Origin of the sequence: Spirochaeta thermophila DSM 6578, assembly GCF_000184345.1 — a bacterium.
Taxonomy (GTDB): Bacteria; Spirochaetota; Spirochaetia; order Winmispirales; family Winmispiraceae; genus Winmispira; species Winmispira thermophila.
Genome location: NC_017583.1, coordinates 699233 through 715338, shown reverse-complemented (window position 1 = coordinate 715338; position 16106 = coordinate 699233). Strand labels below are relative to the sequence as shown.

Here is a 16106-nt window from a genome sequence, read left to right as displayed (position 1 = left end):
TCTCCTCCTACGACCGTATCCCCAATCGCTTCTCGGCCGCCTTCAGGATGGCCTCCAGCATCCGGGGATACTCCATACCCGCGAGGCGTGCCATCTTTGCGAGGTGCCCGTCCCAACACCAACCGGGGTTGGGGTTCACCTCCAGAAGATACGGATTCCCATCCGCGTCGCATCTCCAGTCGAACCGGGCGTAGTCCCGACACTCCAGCCGCTCGAAAAGACGGACACACCACTCCACGATGGACTTCTCCGTCTCCTCGGGAAGCCCTGCGGGAATCGACCGGAGGGCCTTCCAGTAGGGAGAGTCGGGGAGCCATTTCGCCTCGTATCCGCAGATCCGAGGAAGCTCCGGCGGGAGCGCTGAGTAGTCCTCTTCCACTATGGGGAGCACCATGTAGTCGTCCGTCGGATTCCCGATGATCCCCACCGTCAGATCCTTCCCCGTGAGGAATTCCTCCACAAGCACCGGCTTTTCGTAGCCGAACGTATCCCTGATCTCGGAGATGCAGGCGGAAAGCTCATCGAGCGACCACACCACGCTCTTCTGCGTGATCCCGAAACTGGAATCTCCGAGGTTCGGCTTGACGATCATGGGAAAACCGAACGGTACCTCGAAGACGATCGACGTGGGATCTATGAAGAAGGCACGAGGCACGGGCACTCCCATCTCCTTCGCCACCCCCCGTACGAGCGACTTGTCGTAGCAGAAGGCGAGCCCCTGAGGTGTCGCGCCGGTATAGGGGATGCCGAGCATCTCGAGGAGCGCCGGCACGTGCAGCTCCTTCCTCGGATCGTTGAAAAATCCCTCGTCACACAGATTGAACACGTAATCGACCTTCCCCTTGAGCCTCATAAGATCCTGTATGAGAGTCTCGTGGCGCGAAAGATAGGTGAAGGAATAGCCTGTACACTCTTTGAGCGCAGCCTTGAGCCGATCGATGGTGTAGAGATCATCGTCGTCGAACACCATGAACGGCTTGAGCGGATCGGGCTTCGAGGGGTCGCCCATCACCACCGCCACCTGAGTGGACACATTCTTCTTTCTCGATTTTACAGGTGCCCACTCCTTCCGTATCCTCGCACTCACCAGGATGCGCCGCTCCATCATCCCGAGGTCCTGTCCCCGTGCCGAGTCGGGGGTGAGACTCCCGTGGAAGGACACCTCCTGGAAGCCCGCCTCCTCGAGGAGAGATCGTATGAGCTCGGGTGTGTAGAGCCTCTCGGCATAGAACTGATCCACCTCCACCCCCTTCTCGGTATGGACGATCACCTCCCGTGAGATGAGCCTCTGCCGATCAGCCGAGAGGGCCCGCTCCCTGCAGACAAAGTGCTTTGCATCGATCCACTCCCATGAGCGGGGAACGTAGTGTGCTCGTAGATACTCACCATCGGCCAGATCGAGGAGTATCCGTCCCCACGGTTTGAGGACACGCGCCACCTCCTTTAGGACAAGAAGATCGTCCTTGCTGCTCTCGAAGTAGCCGAAGCTGTTGCCCAGGATCATCACCACGTCGAACTGATCCGGGGGATAGGGCAGTTTTCGTGCGTCCCCTTCTCTGAACTTCACCGGCAGCCCTTCTTTCGCCGCCTGGGCCTTCGCCCTCTGGATGAGGTAGTGGGACCTGTCGAGTCCTTCCACCCTGGTGAAACCCCTGCGTGCGAGCTCGAGGGAGTGCCTCCCCTGACCACAGCACAGGTCAAGCACCACCTCCTCTTTCTTGAGACCAAGGACAGAAGTAAAGAGATCATCCTCCTTCCGCGTGATGGCAAGATCGTCCACCACATCGCCGTCGGTCTTCATGTAGTAGGAGTTGAAGATCCTGGACCACCAGTCCGGGGCCACGTGGGATTCCAGATCGGAAAGCGGACCAAGACACCGGGCCCGTGCGGCAGGGATCCGTCTTCGCCTCCGTTCCGGAGGCTTGTCTGTCTCCTGGGTCTTCTCTTCTATCATGGGCCACCTCCTCATACCGATCGGAGAGGAGCGTATGCCCACCCCCCTCATCGTGTCAATCGGGACATCGACAAAAAGTGTCTCAGTACAAAAAACACACCCCGGGAACCCCCGGGGTGTGGAGTTATCTCTCGCTCGTCTTTTCCTAGAATTGCACATAGAACAAGGTATTGAGGAGGCCGGTATCATCATCGTAATTATCCGGCGTCCCGTGGGAGTCGATGACCCACGTGTTGCTTGTATCCTCTACGAACGAGAGCGGATAACTTACGCCGGAGCCACGCACGTAGGCCGAGGAGTGAGTTACCGTGAGAAGATCTCCGGTCGAGGCATCATACACTCCCATCATGTAGTACATAGAGATGCCGCCGGGCTCGGCACCGAGTTGCGCCTGGTAGTCGCTGCTGTGCCATTCGGCTACCACCGCCGAGGAGACGGCGTTCGCCAGTATGGTGGCAGCTGTCTCTATCTGCGTGTTCCCCGCAAAAACCGAGAGCATGGCCTGGGCGAATTGCCCCAGATCTGCGTGGAAGTCTACATACTCATAGGTTCCATCACTCCCCTGAGGGCTTGCAAAGAGTGGTGTAATGGCTGTAGCTACGGCCTGCTGTGTGGTCGCATCCGTGATGGCCTCATCCACCAGGCCTGCAAGGTCGTAGAAGGCGGGGATCACGCTGTTCATGAAGGCATCGAGATCCACCGCAGCAAGCGTCACCCAGGACTCTCCCGCATAGTGCTGGGAGTAGGCATCCACCACCGCCTGGCAGAAGGCCTGCGCGGTCTTCCCGTTGGTGATGAAGTCCGGTATCCAGAGGGAGTACTCCCAGCCATCACCAGGCTCGAGGTCCTCCGAGCCTATGAAGTAGTCTGCATACGATGCCACCTCGTACATGATCTCTGCCATACCGCCGAGACACAGATCAAAGCCCACCACATCCAGGGTCTGCGAGCCAAGCCCGGCTGCAAGACCGGCGCCAATCTCCTGGGTATAGAGGTAGTCTCCAGAGTACTCGTCGAGACATATCACCTTGGTGTCGTGTCTCTCTCTCACCGGGAGCGTGGAGAGCGAACCGGGGAGCGACCTTGTGGAAAGGCTCCGCCACCCACCCCCGTGGTTCCAGAAGATGAGGGCATAGTGAGCGGCAGGGTAGGCCGACATGGCGTCCTGGATGAAGCCGCTTATGGTATCCGGATCGCCCATGTTGCGTTCCACACTGCTGGTAGGAGTAATCCCAAGCGTAGGCAGGGAGATACGTTCCGAGACGATCGTCGAATCGGCCCCGTTGGGATCCTTCACCACCCGGTACGCACGGGTGCTCGTCCAGCTTCCGTTGGAATAGTCGTACCCGCTCGCCCTGTCGAAGAGCACCACGATCTCCACACCCGAACCTGTTCTATCGACCTCTTCCATCTCATTAAAGTCTGCAATGGCATTGGGCTCGAGGTCGTTGTCACCCGCCATGTACACCATGATGAGCCAGTCTCTCTGGACGAACTCTGGATCGAGGGTAAGATCATCTTCCAGGGTCACGGTGAAGCTCGTGTAGCCGGCGTACTCTTCCGGAACCCATGTGGGGAGAGCGATCCAGGAGTCGAGCATCTGCCCGGAAGGCGGCGTCACGGTGACGGTGATCGAATCTCCAGTGTAGTAGGGGCCGGTGGAAGGATCGATTGTTACATACGATACATCTTCTGGGGCAACAGAGATAGTGCACTCTTTCAGGAAATGGGCGGTGATCTCTACTGTGGAAGTAGAATCTATGGGCTCCATCGACACTTCGATTTGACTCTGTGTAAGATCAGAAGGTACATTCTGCAGATTCGAGATATCCCATTCCTTAAACACCCACCCTTGCGAAGGTATTGCGGTAAAAGCCACCTGTGTTCCCTGCTGATAAATAAGTTTCCCATCGGCTTCTTTTTGGGGAGCAGGATCGTAAGAGATTGTACCGCTTCCCTCAGTTGTCAGACTTACACTCACTCCTCTTTCGAATACCGCAGTGAGAGACATATCACCTGTAAGCTCAATCTGAATTTCAGCATCTGTGGAAGCATAATCTCCCGTCCATCCTGTGAAGAGGTAGAAAGTGCTTTCGACTGCAGTAAGAGTAACCTGGCTTCCTGGGAGATAAAGGGCGGCCCCATCATACTCTCCCGGAGCCTGGGGCGAAACATTTACAGAACCACCATTGGAGGGATTCACACTTACAGATAGAGTGACCCCCTCTTCAAATACAGGTTCAACGGTAATATCAGAAGAGGAAAATGTAATCTGGAGAGGATTATCCTGGAATTCCTGTGATGTACCGCCTACTGTCACGATCCACTTCTCCAGAAGGTAACGAGAATTTTCCTCAGGATGAGCAGTAAGTGTAACCGTTTCCCCACTTTGATAGTAGTTCTTCTTAAGATCGACAGAGACCGTACCTCCCGTGGCTTCTTCTATCGTAAGTGTGTACCCAGGACTCTGCTCGTTAACGAAGTGGGCTACAACGGTTTCTAATCTCCCTACCTCATACTGTAGAGGATTATCATTGGAAATACTCCCATCCGAAAATTCCCAGTAGTTGAACAGATATCCTGTAGCAGGGTCGGCGGTAAGTTCTACATTCTCACCGTCCTTGTAATCTTCCTTATCTGGATCCTTAAGGATTGTCCCCGCCCCTTCGGGCTCAACCTCCAGAGTAAGATTACGCAAAGTGAAAACTACTCCAATCGAGACATCTTTTGTAACTGTAAAAGTGAGCGTCTCTTCGGTTTTGATACTCCCCGAATAGGACCAATAACTAAACTTGTAGTTGTTGGTGGGAATCGCAGTGAGTGTAACCTGAGTACCCTCTTTGTATTTCTTTGAGCTGGATTCGCCTTGGAAGGTAAAGCCCTCCTGATCCACTACTACTCCCCTGTTGGGGGCATTATTATCAACAGTTACCGTGAAAAAGACATCCGTTCCCCCTCCTCCTTCATCCTCAGAACCTGTGGGTATAGGACACCCGGTGAGCACGAGGAGAAGGAGTGCTGACACGCTGAGCCACGCCATGAAGACACGTTTCATTTTAAACCTCCTGGTCAATCTCCAAAGTCTCTAAAATCTCTAAAATCGTTACTATGCGAAATAACACTCCTACTCCAACCTTATACCACGACTTTCGTAGAATTTCAAGAAAAAATGACTGGGTACCGTCCCTTTTCCCCTCTGTTGCACTCCTGTATCCTCCAAGCTATACTCCCTCTCATGCAGAGCATCGTCCTGGTGGGACTCAAACACGTGGGGAAAACCTCGGCAGGTGTGGCGCTCGCACGACTTCTCGGCCTTCCGTGCTTCGATGTGGACGAGGAGGTGGTGCGCATCCACGAGGCCGAGACGGGCACCAGGCGCCCGGTGAGGGAGATCTACCGACTCCTCGGGAAGGAGGGCTTCCAGGACCTGGAGCGCCGGGCCGCCAGAGAGCTCGCTGCACGGGCACGGCTCAGGCCATGCGTCATCGCCACCGGCGGGGGCATCTGCGACAACCCCGGGGCCCTCTCAGCCCTCAAGGAGGTGGGCGTGGTGGTCTACCTTCAGGAGGAGCCGCACATCCTCTTCGAGCGCATCGTGGAGGGGGGACTGCCCCCCTTCCTCGAGGGACCAGACCCCTGGGAGGCCTTCCTTGCCCTCTACGAGCGCAGGCACCAGGCATACCTGAGCCAGGCCCACGTGGTGGTCCGCGCACGGGGCACCTGGGAGGACGAGCTCGCACGCTCGATACTTGCTGCACTGGAGGAACACGGCTATGCCAGGAAATAGCTTCGGCACGCTCTTCAGGATCACCACCTTCGGCGAGTCGCACGGCCATGCGGTGGGCGTGATCGTCGACGGGGTGCCTCCCCTCCTCGACCTCTCGGAAGAGGACATCCAGAAGGAGCTCGACCGCCGCAAGCCGGGTCAGTCGGAGGTGGGCACCCCGCGCAAGGAGTCGGACATCGTCCACATCTACTCCGGGGTCTTTCAGGGCAAGACCACGGGCACCCCGCTCATGATGATCCTCTACAACCAGGACACGCGGCCCGGAGACTACGAGGCCATCGCCCGCCTCTTCAGGCCAGGTCACGCCGACTACACCTATCACAAGAAGTACCGGATACGCGACTACAGGGGGAGCGGCCGCGCCTCGGGGCGGGAGACCGCAGCCCGGGTGGCCGCCGGGGCCGTGGCCAAGAAGATCCTCGCCCAGCGGGGCATCTCCATCATCGCCTACACCCTGCGGGCTGCAGGGATCCAGTGCCGCACCTTCGACCCCGGCGTGATAGAGAAGAACCCCATGCGGGCCTGCGACCCTGAGGCGGCCGAGAAGATGGTGGAGCGCATCCGCAGGATAAAGGAAGAACGCGACAGCGTGGGGGGGATCGTGGAGTGCCGGATCAGGGGGGTACCGCCGGGGCTCGGGGAGCCGGTCTTCGATAAGCTCGACGCCGACCTCGCCAAGGCCATGCTCTCCATCGGTGCGGTGAAGGGGATCGAGTTCGGGGCAGGGTTCAGGGCGGCCGACATGAGGGGAAGCGAACACAACGACCAGATGAACGCCCAGGGCTTCCTCACCAACAACGCGGGAGGGATCCTCGGCGGCATCTCCACCGGGGAGGAGATCGTCTTCCGCGTGGTGGTCAAGCCCACCTCCTCCATCGCACGACCGCAGCGCACCATCGACATCGATGGCAACGAGACCGAGATCATCACCGAGGGCCGACACGATGCGTGCATCTGTCCCAGGATCGTGCCCGTGGTGGAGGCCATGGCGGCCATCGTGATCGAAGACCACTACAAGCGCCAGGAGGCCATGTGGAAGTAGGGTGCATTGAAGCCCCGCCGGTGATGTAGTATCCTCGATGCAAGATGAGCACACGACGGCGCCCGCCTCGTGAACGGGCCTCTGACAGGGCCTACCGCACCATCAAACAGGCCATCATGGAGGGGAAGCTCCCGTGCGGCACCCGCCTGAGCAAGCGGGGCATGGCCGAGTTCTGCGGGGTGAGCGTCATCCCCGTGGTGGAGGCGCTCAACCGCCTCGAGAGCGAGGGGCTCGTGGAATCCCACCCCTACTACGGCTCGCGGGTCATCGTCCCGAACGAGGAACAGCTCGCCGACATGTACATCCTCCGTGAGGCGGTGGAAGCCCAGGCCGTGAGGATCCTGTGCTACACCATAGGAATCGACGAGATAGAGGCCCTCAGAAAGACCGCCGCCTACGTGGACTCGCTCGCAGGCAAGGCACACGAGGATACGGATTTCGACGAGGCGCACTACTCCTTCCACTTCGAGCTCGTGAAGCTCACCGGGAGCACGCTCCTCCTGGAGAGCCTGGAACGGATCCACCTCTTCACCCTGCTCGTGAAATCGGAAGAGAAGTACCAGGAAGTGCCGCTCATAAAGGAGTACTCACACCTCGACGTGGTGAACGCCATCGCCCGCCGCGACCCCGACGAGGCTGCCCGTACCATGCGGCGTCACATCTATCGATCCTACCTCGTGAGTCCGCCTCTGTGGGCAGAGCTCGATCCCCCAGAAAGGTAGGGACTCTCCTCCACGTACACACGCGGCACCCGGCGTGAGACCGCGCAGGTGATCTCATAGGGAATCGTGCCCACCAGTCGGGCGAGCTCCTCGGCCGACGGACCTGCAGGATCAGGCCCGAAGAGCACCACCCGATCATAGCGGGCCACCTCAAGGTGGGGCCCTACATCCACCATGAACTGGTCCATGCACACCCGACCCACCACAGGGTAGCGCCTCCCCCGTATGAGCACCTCGGCCCGTGAAGAGAGGAGCCTGCTATAGCCGTCGGCATAGCCTGCGGCCACGGTGGCGATCCAGGTATCACGCGGCGCGCGCCACGTGCGGCCGTAGGAGACAGGGGTGCCCTTCCGCACCTTCTTGAGAAAGACCACCTGCGAGACGAACTCCATCACCGGGAGGAGGGAAAGGGTTCGCTCCTGCTCCTCGGAAGGGTAGTAGCCGTAGAGGGAAATCCCTGGTCTCACCATGTCGAGCCAGGAAGGAGGATGCCCGATAATCCCTCCTGAGTTGGCCGCGTGGAGCAGCCCCGGCGAGATCCCCCGCGCCCTCACCCGCCCCACCACCTGGAGAAACCGCTCCACCTGGGCCTCGGTGAACCCGTCATCGGCCTCGTCCGACGAAGGGAAGTGCGTCCACATCCCCGCAAGCTCCAGCACCCCCGCCCCCTCCACCTCCTCCACCACCCCCACCGCCTCCTCGGGCGCACACCCCGTCCGCCCCATCCCCGTGTCCACCTCCACGTGCACCCGCACCCTCCTCCCCTTCGCCCTCGCCACCCTCACCACCTCACGCACATACTCCCTGTCCCCCACCGCGAGCTCCACCCCCGCCTCCACCGCGAGCTCCAGCCCCGCGCCATCCGTGAGCCCAAGAAGCAACACCCTCGCCCCCACCCCCGCCTCCACCAGCTCCGCCCCCTCCTCCGGCGTCGCCACCCCGAGCATCTCCACCCCCTCCTCCACCAACACCCTCCCCACTCGAACCGCCCCATGGCCGTACGCATCCGCCTTCACCGCCGCACACACCATCCGCCCCTCCCCCACCCGCCGCCTGATCTCCCGCAGATTGTGCCTGAGGTGTGGGAGATAGATCACCGCATGCGTGCCACGCACCCCCACCTCCTACACCGCCCCCAGCGTGGCAAGCATCACCGCCTTGATGGTGTGAAGCCGGTTCTCCGCCTCCTCGAACACCACCGAGTGCCGGCTCCTGAAGACCTCGTCGGAGACCTCCATCTCCTTTATGCCGAAACGCTCGTACACAAGGCGCCCCATCTCGGTATTCGTATCGTGGAACGAAGGGAGGCAATGGAGGAAGAGCACCTCGGGATTCCCCGTCCGGGCTATGAGGGCCATATCCACCCTGTACGGCTCGAGGAGACGGATCCGCTCCTCCAGCTTCTCCTCCTCGCCCATGGAGACCCACACATCGGTGTAGAGGGCATCCGCCCCCTCAACCCCATCGAGGTCATCGGTGATCTCGATACGGGCCCCCGTCCCCCGCGCCACCTCCTCTGCCCGTGCGAGGAACTCCGCATCCGGAGAGAGGGCAGGAGGACAGACCGCCACGAAGTGCATCCCGAGCTTGGCCGAGATCACCAGCAGGGAGCGGGCCACGTTGTTCCGGGCATCCCCTACGAAGACCAGCTTCACCTGCGAGAGCGGCTTGCGGACGTATTCCTCTATGGTCATCACATCGGCGAGGGCCTGCGTGGGGTGGCACTCATCGGTGAGCCCGTTCCACACCGGAACCCCGGAGTAGCGGGCGAGCGCCTCCACCGTCTCCTGGGCATACCCCCTGAAGCCGATCCCATCGTAGAACCTCCCGAGCACCCGCGCCGTATCCTCGAGCGACTCCTTCTTGCCGAGCTGACTGTTGGTGAGGAACGTCACATGCGCCCCCTCGTCCGCAGCCGCCACCTCGAAGGCACACCGCGTCCTCGTGGAGGTCTTCTCGAAGATGAGGACCACGTGTCGCCCCTCCAGGAGACGTCTCCTCACCCCCGCCCTGCGCAGCCCCTTGAGCTCGTGCGAGAGCCGGAGGAGATACCGGATCTCCTCGGCCGTAAAGTCGAAGAGCGAGAGGAACGAACGTCCTGCAAGGTTGACCCCCATGGGCTCCCTCCTCATGCCGGAAAAAGATACCCACAAGAGTAGCCCGGTTTTCCCTAAGAAGGCAAGGAGGGGGTGGACCCCGGCACTGTCAAGGAGGAGTGTTGAAATTGAGCTGGAGCCCGTAGGGGTGCGTCTCCCCACCTCTTGTATCACCTGCATGCCCACCACGTAGAGGCCTACCACCTCATCCGCATGGGCACGACTCATATACCCAGGATACCTCCGCAGAAAGCTTCTCATGTGCCGAAACATGTTCTCCGCAAGGTTGCTCGTCCTCACCTTCTCCTTCCACTCATAGGGTAACTCCAGATAGGAGAAAAGCCGGTCCTTCCGCCACAGGAGGGAGGCCGTCATCCGGGGAGCCTTCGCCGCCCACTTCTTCACGAATGCCTCCAACGCACGTGCTGCGTCCTCCTTCCCTCCTGCCTCAAAGAGCTTCCAGTACTCCGCTCGAAAAGCTCGCCTCTCCTTCTGGAGGTCTGCGTTCTTCCCCTTCCGTTCCCCCATGTCCTGCAGGAGCTTCTGCTCAAGCGTACCCTGCAGGTGCCAGAGGCATACCTGCTTCTTCGCCTCAGGATACACCGTCTCCACGGCCTGCCGGATCCCCTCAGCCTCATCGGCCACCACCAGCTCCACCTCATGAAGCCCTCGCTCATAGAGCCTGGTAAGGAGTCGCTCGTAGCTCGCCTGGTCCTCCTGCTCCGCAACGACCCAGTCGAGGAGCTCATGAGATCCGTCCTCCTTCACCCCCACGGCACTCAGGACAACCAGCTTCTTCTGACCCCTCCCACGCCTCTTTGCCCACACTCCATCCAGCACAAGGGCCTTCACTCCTCTAAGGGACCTCCTCCGCCACTGCTCCTTCTCCTCACGAAGACGCTTTATGAGCCGCAGGAGTGTCTGCGGATGTGCCTCGCCTATCCCCAGCTCCCGTAACAGGATGGCCCACGTCCGCGCGCTCATCCCTCCCACATACCCGAGAAGGAGCTGCTCGGCGAGGGCCACGAGCCTCTGCTCATAGGCGACCAGCTTCACCTCCTTCCCCCCGCCGGTGCGAATGCGGGGCACGCGTACATCCTCGATCGGCCCCCAGGGGGTCTGCACGCTCTTCCATTTCCTGTAGCCGTACCGGTAGTACGGTGCCTTCTCAGCCTCCCCTCGTGCATATCGTGGTCGTCCTACTGCCTCCTCTCTCAGCGTCTCAAGGAGGTGTTCCAGGTACGTCTTGTAGGTGTGGCGCACCTCCTCCCGTAGCTGGTCTTCCACTTGTTTCATCAGATCAGAGAGGGTATACTGTGTCTCAATCAGTGTGCGTGTGTTACCATGCTTCATGGGGTATCTCCTCCTTGAAAAAAGGATTAGTGTGGTGGGAGATACCCCTTATCTTTTTTCCCCGCCTTTTTCAACACTCGATGTTACAGTCCCGTGGACCCCCATCTTGCCAAAAACCCCCGATTCACGTACTATATACCTGTATCGTGGGGCTGTAGCTCAGTTGGCTAGAGCGCATGGTTCGCATCCATGAGGTCGTGGGTTCGACTCCCATCAGCTCCACCAAGAGGCCTGCCCAGCACGGGCAGGCCTTTCACGTCTCTCAGCCGGCCATCTCTTTTATCGCCTGTGACACGTCGAGCGAGTAGTCACCCACGTGCTCCAGGTGTCGCACCACGTCCATGAAGAGGAGCTCTCCCCTCACGTCGGCCCCCTTGGCGAGCTTCTTCCTCGCCCGTTTCCTCAGGGAGTCTCGCATACCGTCGATCCGTTGCTCGAGCCTGTAGGCGTGCTCCACATCGTAGGCCGCCAGCTCTCCCGAGAGGTAGCTCACGTTGTAGCGCAGAAAGTCGAGGATGATCTGGAGGTAGTCCTGCAGCTCCTCCATCCCCTTCTTGTGGAAGGGGATACTGAGGTCACCCCGCTGTTTGAGGAGCCGCGCCACCCGGTAGAGGCTGTCGCTCATGCTCTCGAGGGCCCGGCTTATGAGCTGATACGCCATGAGTCGTCTCGCCTGCTCCTCAGCCATCGATTCGGTCGCGCACCTGGTGAGGGTCACGTGGATGGCCTCCTCCATCTCGTCGAAACGCAGCTCCATCTCGCGGGCCTGCTCCGCCATCCGGTCGAGGTCGGCGTCGTCTCCTCCCAAGGAGTGGAGGATCACCAAGGCCATGTCGAAGACCCGCTCGGCCATCCTGGAGAGGGCCTTCTCTATCAAGACCAAGTTGGACTCGAGGCTCTCGGGGAAGGGCGAGGCCACGAGCACCAGCTCTTCTTTCGCCGCCTCTTCCGGGAGGATACGCCTCAAGAGGGCGGCGTAGGGCTTCACGAACCAGATGAACAGAAAGGTGTTGATGATGTTGAACATGGTGTGGAAGGCCGAAAGGTGGTAGGTGACGAGCCCGGCGTCACTCACCGGCCCCGGCACCACGATGTCCACGAGCTTCACGAACCACGGGAAGACGGCGAGCATCCAGAGCACCCCGGTGATGTTGAAGAGCGTGTGGGCGTAGGCGATCCGTTTGGCCTGGCGGTTCATGGGGATGGAGGCGAGGAGCGCGGTCACCGTGGTACCGATGTTCTCACCGAGCACCGCGGCGCACGCGAGGGGAAACGAGATCCACCCCTTGTAGAGCAGGGTGAGGGTGATGGCCACCGTGGTACTCGACGACTGAAGGATCATGGTGGCGAGCGTCCCCAGGAGGACGAAAGCGAGTACCGAGAGGAAGCTCTCATGGTGGAAGAACCTGAAGAACGTCGCGCTCTGTTCGGTCACCTGCACATCGGGGACCTGGTCCTTGATGATCGAAAGCCCCAGGAACACCAGGGAGAACCCGAAGAGGGCCTCCGCCACCTCCCTCACCTTCTCGTTCTTGTTGAACATGAGGGGGAGGGCGAGGGCGAACACAGGAAGCACGAGGGATGAGAGGGAGAACTTGAAGCCGAAAAACGAGACGATCCAGGCGGTGAAGGTGGTGCCGATATTGGCACCGAAGACGATCCCGATCGCCTCCTCCAGGGCGAGGAGGCCCGCGTTCACCAGACTCACCACGAGCACCGTGGTGGCCGACGAGCTCTGGACCACCGAGGTCACGAACGTACCGGAGAAGACCCCTTTGAGGGGCGTGTCGCTGAAGGACTTGAGCACCTTCCGGAGTCGCCCGCCTGCGCGCTTACGCAGTCCCAGACTCATGAGGCGCATGCCATAGAAGAAGACCGAGAGGCCTCCTATGAAGTTGATGATCTTCCAGACTACCGCCATCGACTCGCTCCTTCACGCAAGATAACGGGCATCACCGTGCTCCCGGAACAGCCTCATGAGCCGCTTCTTCGCCTTCTTGAGCGGGAGTACGGTATCCAGCACCTTCTCCTTGGAGGAGAATTTCACCGCCCCCGAGAGCTCGAGGTACTCGTACCCGGTCTCCGGGGTCACGATGAAAGGGGGAAACCCCTCGCTCACGAGGAGGTAGTTCACCAGAATGTTGCCGCTCCGGTGATTCCCCTCTACGAAGAGCTGGGGATGACTCAGGCACTTTATATAGAACTCCGTGATGAAGGCAAAGGGGGGGAGCTTTCCCCTCGCCTTGCGCACCCAAGGGAGGATGAGGTCGATGTTCTCCTGGTAGCGCCTGCGGGTCTCCTCGATATGGAGATGGAACGAGAGGCGTGTGGCGGGATCGTTCCCGCACATCACCAGGTGGTTCACCTCGAGGAGGGCGTAGAGGCCTGCAGGGGAGAAGATGTCGATACCCCGGGAGAGGAGACGGTTGAGGAATTGATAGGCGAGGAGGATGTGCTCGAGCAGGGTATCCGTGAAGTCCTCACGCTGCACGGAGAGACGCCTGTTGATCGAAGGGAAGGCCTTCTTGAAGCCTTGCAGACTCTCCCTGATGCGGGGGATACAGAAGGTTCCTGCAATCGGCATTGTTCCCTACTGTAAGGAGAAAGAGGCGCCGGTGTCAAGGAAACAAAACGCCTCTTCTGCAACACGGCTCCTCGTGATATCATAGCCGTGTGAACAGGGCCGACAATCTATTCGAAGCAGCGAAATCCCTGCACGACGAGCCGCTGGCCGCCCGCATGCGTCCCCGTACCCTGGACGAGTTCGTGGGACAGGAGCACATCCTCGGTCCGGGGAGGCTCCTCCGTCGGGCCATCCAGGCCGACAGGCTCTCCTCGGTCATCTTCTACGGCCCGCCCGGATGCGGGAAGACCACCCTCGCCCGGGTCATCGCCAACCACACGAAGAGCGCCTTCCTCTCGCTCAATGCGGTCTTGAGCGGTGTACAGGAGGTACGGGCGGCCATAGAGAAGGCCAGACAGGAAATGGCCTACCACGGTCGGCGCACCATCCTCTTCGTGGACGAGGTCCACAGATGGAACAAGGCCCAGCAGGACGCCCTCCTCCCCTGGGTGGAAAACGGCACGGTCATCCTCATCGGCGCGACCACCCAGAACCCCTACTTCGAAGTCAACTCGGCCCTCATCTCGCGGAGCAGGATCTTCCAACTCAAACCCCTCACACGCCAACACCTCAGGACCATCGCCGAACGCGCACTCTCGGATCCTGAACGGGGCTACGGGAAGTACCGCATCATCCTGGACGAGGATGCCCTGGAACACCTCATCACCGTGGCAGACGGCGACGCGCGGACCCTGCTCTCGGCCATCGAGCTGGCGGTGGAGACCACCCCGGACACCTTCCCCCCGCCTGAGGGAGAGGTGATCCACATCACCCGCGAGGTGGCGGAAGACAGCATCCAGCGCAAGGCCGTGCTCTACGACAAGGAAGGGGACTTCCACTACGACATCATCAGCGCCTTCATCAAGTCGCTCCGCGGCTCCGACCCCGATGCGGCCTTCTACTGGCTCGCCCGCATGGTGGACGCAGGGGAGGATCCCCACTACATCTTTCGGCGCATGCTCATCCTCGCATGCGAAGACGTGGGCATGGCCGACCCACACGCCATCACCGTGGTCCTCTCCTGCGCCCAGGCCTTCGACCGGGTGGGGCTCCCTGAGGGGCAGTATCACCTGGCCCACGCCGCGCTCTACCTCGCCACCTGCCCCAAGAGCAACTCGGTGCTCGGTTACTTCGACGCCCTCAAGGCGGTACGAGAAGAGAAGACCCACGAGGTGCCGCGCCACCTCAAGGATGCATCCAGGGACGCGAAGGGCTTCGGCCACGGAGACGGGTATCTCTATCCTCACTCCTACCGTGAGCACTGGGTGGCCCAGAACTACCTCCCCGCGGAGCTGAAAGGGCGCGTCTTCTACCAGCCCAGCCGGCAGGGATACGAGGCCCGGATCAGGGAGGAGGTGCTACGACGGCGGGAACTCCAACTCACAGCGGCCGCCCAGGTGGAAGAGGAGGTCCTCACCTTCACCCCGGAAAAGGGGATGGGGGAATGGTGGCGCAGGACCGAGACCGATCTCCAACCTCACCTCGAGGAGCTGAGGGACAGGATCTTCCAACGCGCACAGATCGTCCGGCACCACCGGGTGCTCGTGACGGAACGGCCGGCCGGATTCCTCGTGTGGGAGGCGCTCCGGCAGGCCCCGGAGGGACAGGTGGTGTGCGCCGTCGCCTCGGAGGAGGAGGCCCAGCGCATCAGGCACCAGGCAGCCGGCATCGACGACCTGCTCGCCCCGATCCTTATCACAGGCACCGCCCCCCTCGTCTCTCTCGTGGACGAGGCGAGGCTCGGTTACCGCACCTTCGAGCGCATCCTCGCGCGCAACATCCTCGGCCCCTCACCCGACAAGGAGCGCATCCTCGCCGACCTCGCCTCGCTCCTGGAACCCGGAGGAATCGCCGTGTGCGCCGAAGCCTTCTTTCGCGCATCCCAGCGGCTTTCCTCCCTCGTTCCCTGGCGACGCGACGAGACCCCGCTTCGCGAGGCCCTCACCTCGGTGGAGGAGCGTCTCTTCGCCGATCCCGAGGACCCCAGAGTCAACTGGGACGAAGCGACCCTCGCAGAACTCGCCCGGCGTGCCGGCCTCGCACTCACCCAGGTGGAACGCTACGAGTACGCCACCAGGCGTACCCTTACCAGAGAGGATGTCCTCAGATGGGTGGGTGATCCCCACAAAGGCTACGGGCTCCATCTCTCCTCCCTCGAACCCGCTCTCGCGGCCACCATCAGACAGAAACTCCTCGAGACGCTCCCCGGCAGGGAAGTACCCTGGCGGCGCACGATACTGATCTTCAGGCTCTCTCTTGCAGGCCTCTCCGGTTGACAGAGCCGGCCTTCCCATAGTATCGTAGAGACAGCCGGTAGGACTTGACAAACGACCCGAATTTTTGCACATTTACACCCGCAAACAGGGTGGGTGTAGTTCAGTGGTAGAACACCAGACTGTGGATCTGGGTGTCGCGGGTTCAAGTCCCGTCATCCACCCATCCAGCATGCGCCTGTAGCTCAGCTGGATAGAGTGCCGGACTTCGAATCCGTGGGTCGTAGGTTCGAATCCTACCAGGCGCGTGAAGTAC

General features: G+C 60.7%; 10 protein-coding genes, 3 tRNA genes and 1 pseudogene. 7 read left to right on the top strand and 7 right to left on the bottom strand.

Features of this window, described 5'->3' with window-relative positions:
* Positions 1-7 precede the first annotated feature (7 nt).
* Together SPITH_RS03150 and SPITH_RS11910 are read right to left on the bottom strand one after the other, a co-directional pair.
* On the bottom strand, positions 8-1954 hold the full coding sequence (locus tag SPITH_RS03150) for a methyltransferase domain-containing protein (protein WP_014624273.1): 1947 nt from the start codon (positions 1952-1954) through the stop codon (positions 8-10).
* A 145-nt stretch (positions 1955-2099) separates the two neighbouring features.
* Positions 2100-5009 (bottom strand): InlB B-repeat-containing protein, encoded by a 2910-nt coding sequence (locus SPITH_RS11910; protein ID WP_014624272.1) that lies wholly within the window; start codon positions 5007-5009, stop codon positions 2100-2102.
* Positions 5010-5189: 180 nt separating this feature from the next.
* Here SPITH_RS11910 and SPITH_RS03140 point away from each other — a divergent pair, with 180 nt between their 5' ends.
* The 3 genes from SPITH_RS03140 to SPITH_RS03130 are packed head-to-tail and all read left to right on the top strand — an operon-like array spanning position 5190 to position 7505.
* Complete coding sequence (locus tag SPITH_RS03140; RefSeq protein WP_014624271.1) at positions 5190-5741, top strand: shikimate kinase; 552 nt, start codon at positions 5190-5192, stop codon at positions 5739-5741.
* The gene (gene aroC, locus SPITH_RS03135; RefSeq protein ID WP_014624270.1) at positions 5728-6783 is read left to right on the top strand and encodes a chorismate synthase; all 1056 of its coding nucleotides are present in this window, start codon (positions 5728-5730) and stop codon (positions 6781-6783) included. Before SPITH_RS03140 ends, aroC begins: the two co-directional genes overlap by 14 nt.
* A gap of 44 nt (positions 6784-6827) precedes the next feature.
* Complete coding sequence (locus SPITH_RS03130) at positions 6828-7505, top strand: GntR family transcriptional regulator (RefSeq protein WP_014624269.1); 678 nt, start codon at positions 6828-6830, stop codon at positions 7503-7505.
* Here the strand turns inward: SPITH_RS03130 and alr are convergent.
* From alr to SPITH_RS12205, 3 genes and pseudogenes are all read right to left on the bottom strand, one after another.
* Positions 7454-8620 (bottom strand): alanine racemase, encoded by a 1167-nt coding sequence (alr, locus tag SPITH_RS03125; RefSeq protein WP_245523437.1) that lies wholly within the window; start codon positions 8618-8620, stop codon positions 7454-7456. The genes SPITH_RS03130 and alr overlap by 52 nt on opposite strands.
* 9 nt (positions 8621-8629) lie before the next feature.
* Positions 8630-9622: an ornithine carbamoyltransferase gene (gene argF, locus SPITH_RS12210; RefSeq protein ID WP_174266718.1), complete on the bottom strand. Its 993-nt coding sequence runs from the start codon at positions 9620-9622 to the stop codon at positions 8630-8632.
* 88 nt (positions 9623-9710) lie between these two features.
* A pseudogene (locus SPITH_RS12205) lies at positions 9711-10954 on the bottom strand (IS256 family transposase).
* A 148-nt stretch (positions 10955-11102) separates the two neighbouring features.
* On the opposite strand from SPITH_RS12205, the gene SPITH_RS03110 reads away from it, so the two are divergent.
* A tRNA-Ala gene (locus SPITH_RS03110) sits at positions 11103-11179 on the top strand.
* Between the two features lie 37 nt (positions 11180-11216).
* Here SPITH_RS03110 and SPITH_RS03105 read toward each other — a convergent pair.
* Together SPITH_RS03105 and SPITH_RS03100 are read right to left on the bottom strand one after the other, a co-directional pair.
* Positions 11217-12875 (bottom strand): Na/Pi cotransporter family protein, encoded by a 1659-nt coding sequence (locus tag SPITH_RS03105; protein WP_014624266.1) that lies wholly within the window; start codon positions 12873-12875, stop codon positions 11217-11219.
* 12 nt (positions 12876-12887) lie between these two features.
* A complete protein-coding gene (locus SPITH_RS03100) occupies positions 12888-13538 on the bottom strand; it encodes a hypothetical protein (protein WP_014624265.1) in 651 nt (216 codons plus the stop codon).
* Between the two features lie 89 nt (positions 13539-13627).
* Between SPITH_RS03100 and SPITH_RS03095 the strand changes: the two genes are divergently transcribed.
* The 3 genes from SPITH_RS03095 to SPITH_RS03085 all read left to right on the top strand — a co-directional run bounded on the left by SPITH_RS03095 (position 13628) and on the right by SPITH_RS03085 (position 16098).
* Positions 13628-15853 carry an AAA family ATPase gene (locus tag SPITH_RS03095; RefSeq protein WP_014624264.1) on the top strand — a complete coding sequence of 742 codons (2226 nt, stop codon included), beginning with the start codon at positions 13628-13630 and terminating at the stop codon, positions 15851-15853.
* Between the two features lie 89 nt (positions 15854-15942).
* Positions 15943-16014 (top strand) — tRNA-His (locus tag SPITH_RS03090).
* Positions 16015-16024: 10 nt separating this feature from the next.
* Positions 16025-16098: transfer RNA gene (locus SPITH_RS03085), tRNA-Arg, on the top strand.
* Positions 16099-16106: the final 8 nt, after the last annotated feature.

What these genes read in the sequence shown, in the direction of transcription:
- SPITH_RS03130 (WP_014624269.1), top strand. Translation starts at nt 6,828, where the DNA reads ATGAGCACACGACGGCGCCCGCCTCGTGAACGGGCCTCTGACAGGGCC.
- SPITH_RS03105 (WP_014624266.1), bottom strand. Translation starts at nt 12,875, where the DNA reads ATGGCGGTAGTCTGGAAGATCATCAACTTCATAGGAGGCCTCTCGGTC.
- SPITH_RS03100 (WP_014624265.1), bottom strand. Translation starts at nt 13,538, where the DNA reads ATGCCGATTGCAGGAACCTTCTGTATCCCCCGCATCAGGGAGAGTCTG.
- SPITH_RS03150 (WP_014624273.1), bottom strand. Translation starts at nt 1,954, where the DNA reads ATGATAGAAGAGAAGACCCAGGAGACAGACAAGCCTCCGGAACGGAGG.
- argF (WP_174266718.1), bottom strand. Translation starts at nt 9,622, where the DNA reads ATGGGGGTCAACCTTGCAGGACGTTCGTTCCTCTCGCTCTTCGACTTT.
- SPITH_RS11910 (WP_014624272.1), bottom strand. Translation starts at nt 5,009, where the DNA reads ATGAAACGTGTCTTCATGGCGTGGCTCAGCGTGTCAGCACTCCTTCTC.
- SPITH_RS03140 (WP_014624271.1), top strand. Translation starts at nt 5,190, where the DNA reads ATGCAGAGCATCGTCCTGGTGGGACTCAAACACGTGGGGAAAACCTCG.
- aroC (WP_014624270.1), top strand. Translation starts at nt 5,728, where the DNA reads ATGCCAGGAAATAGCTTCGGCACGCTCTTCAGGATCACCACCTTCGGC.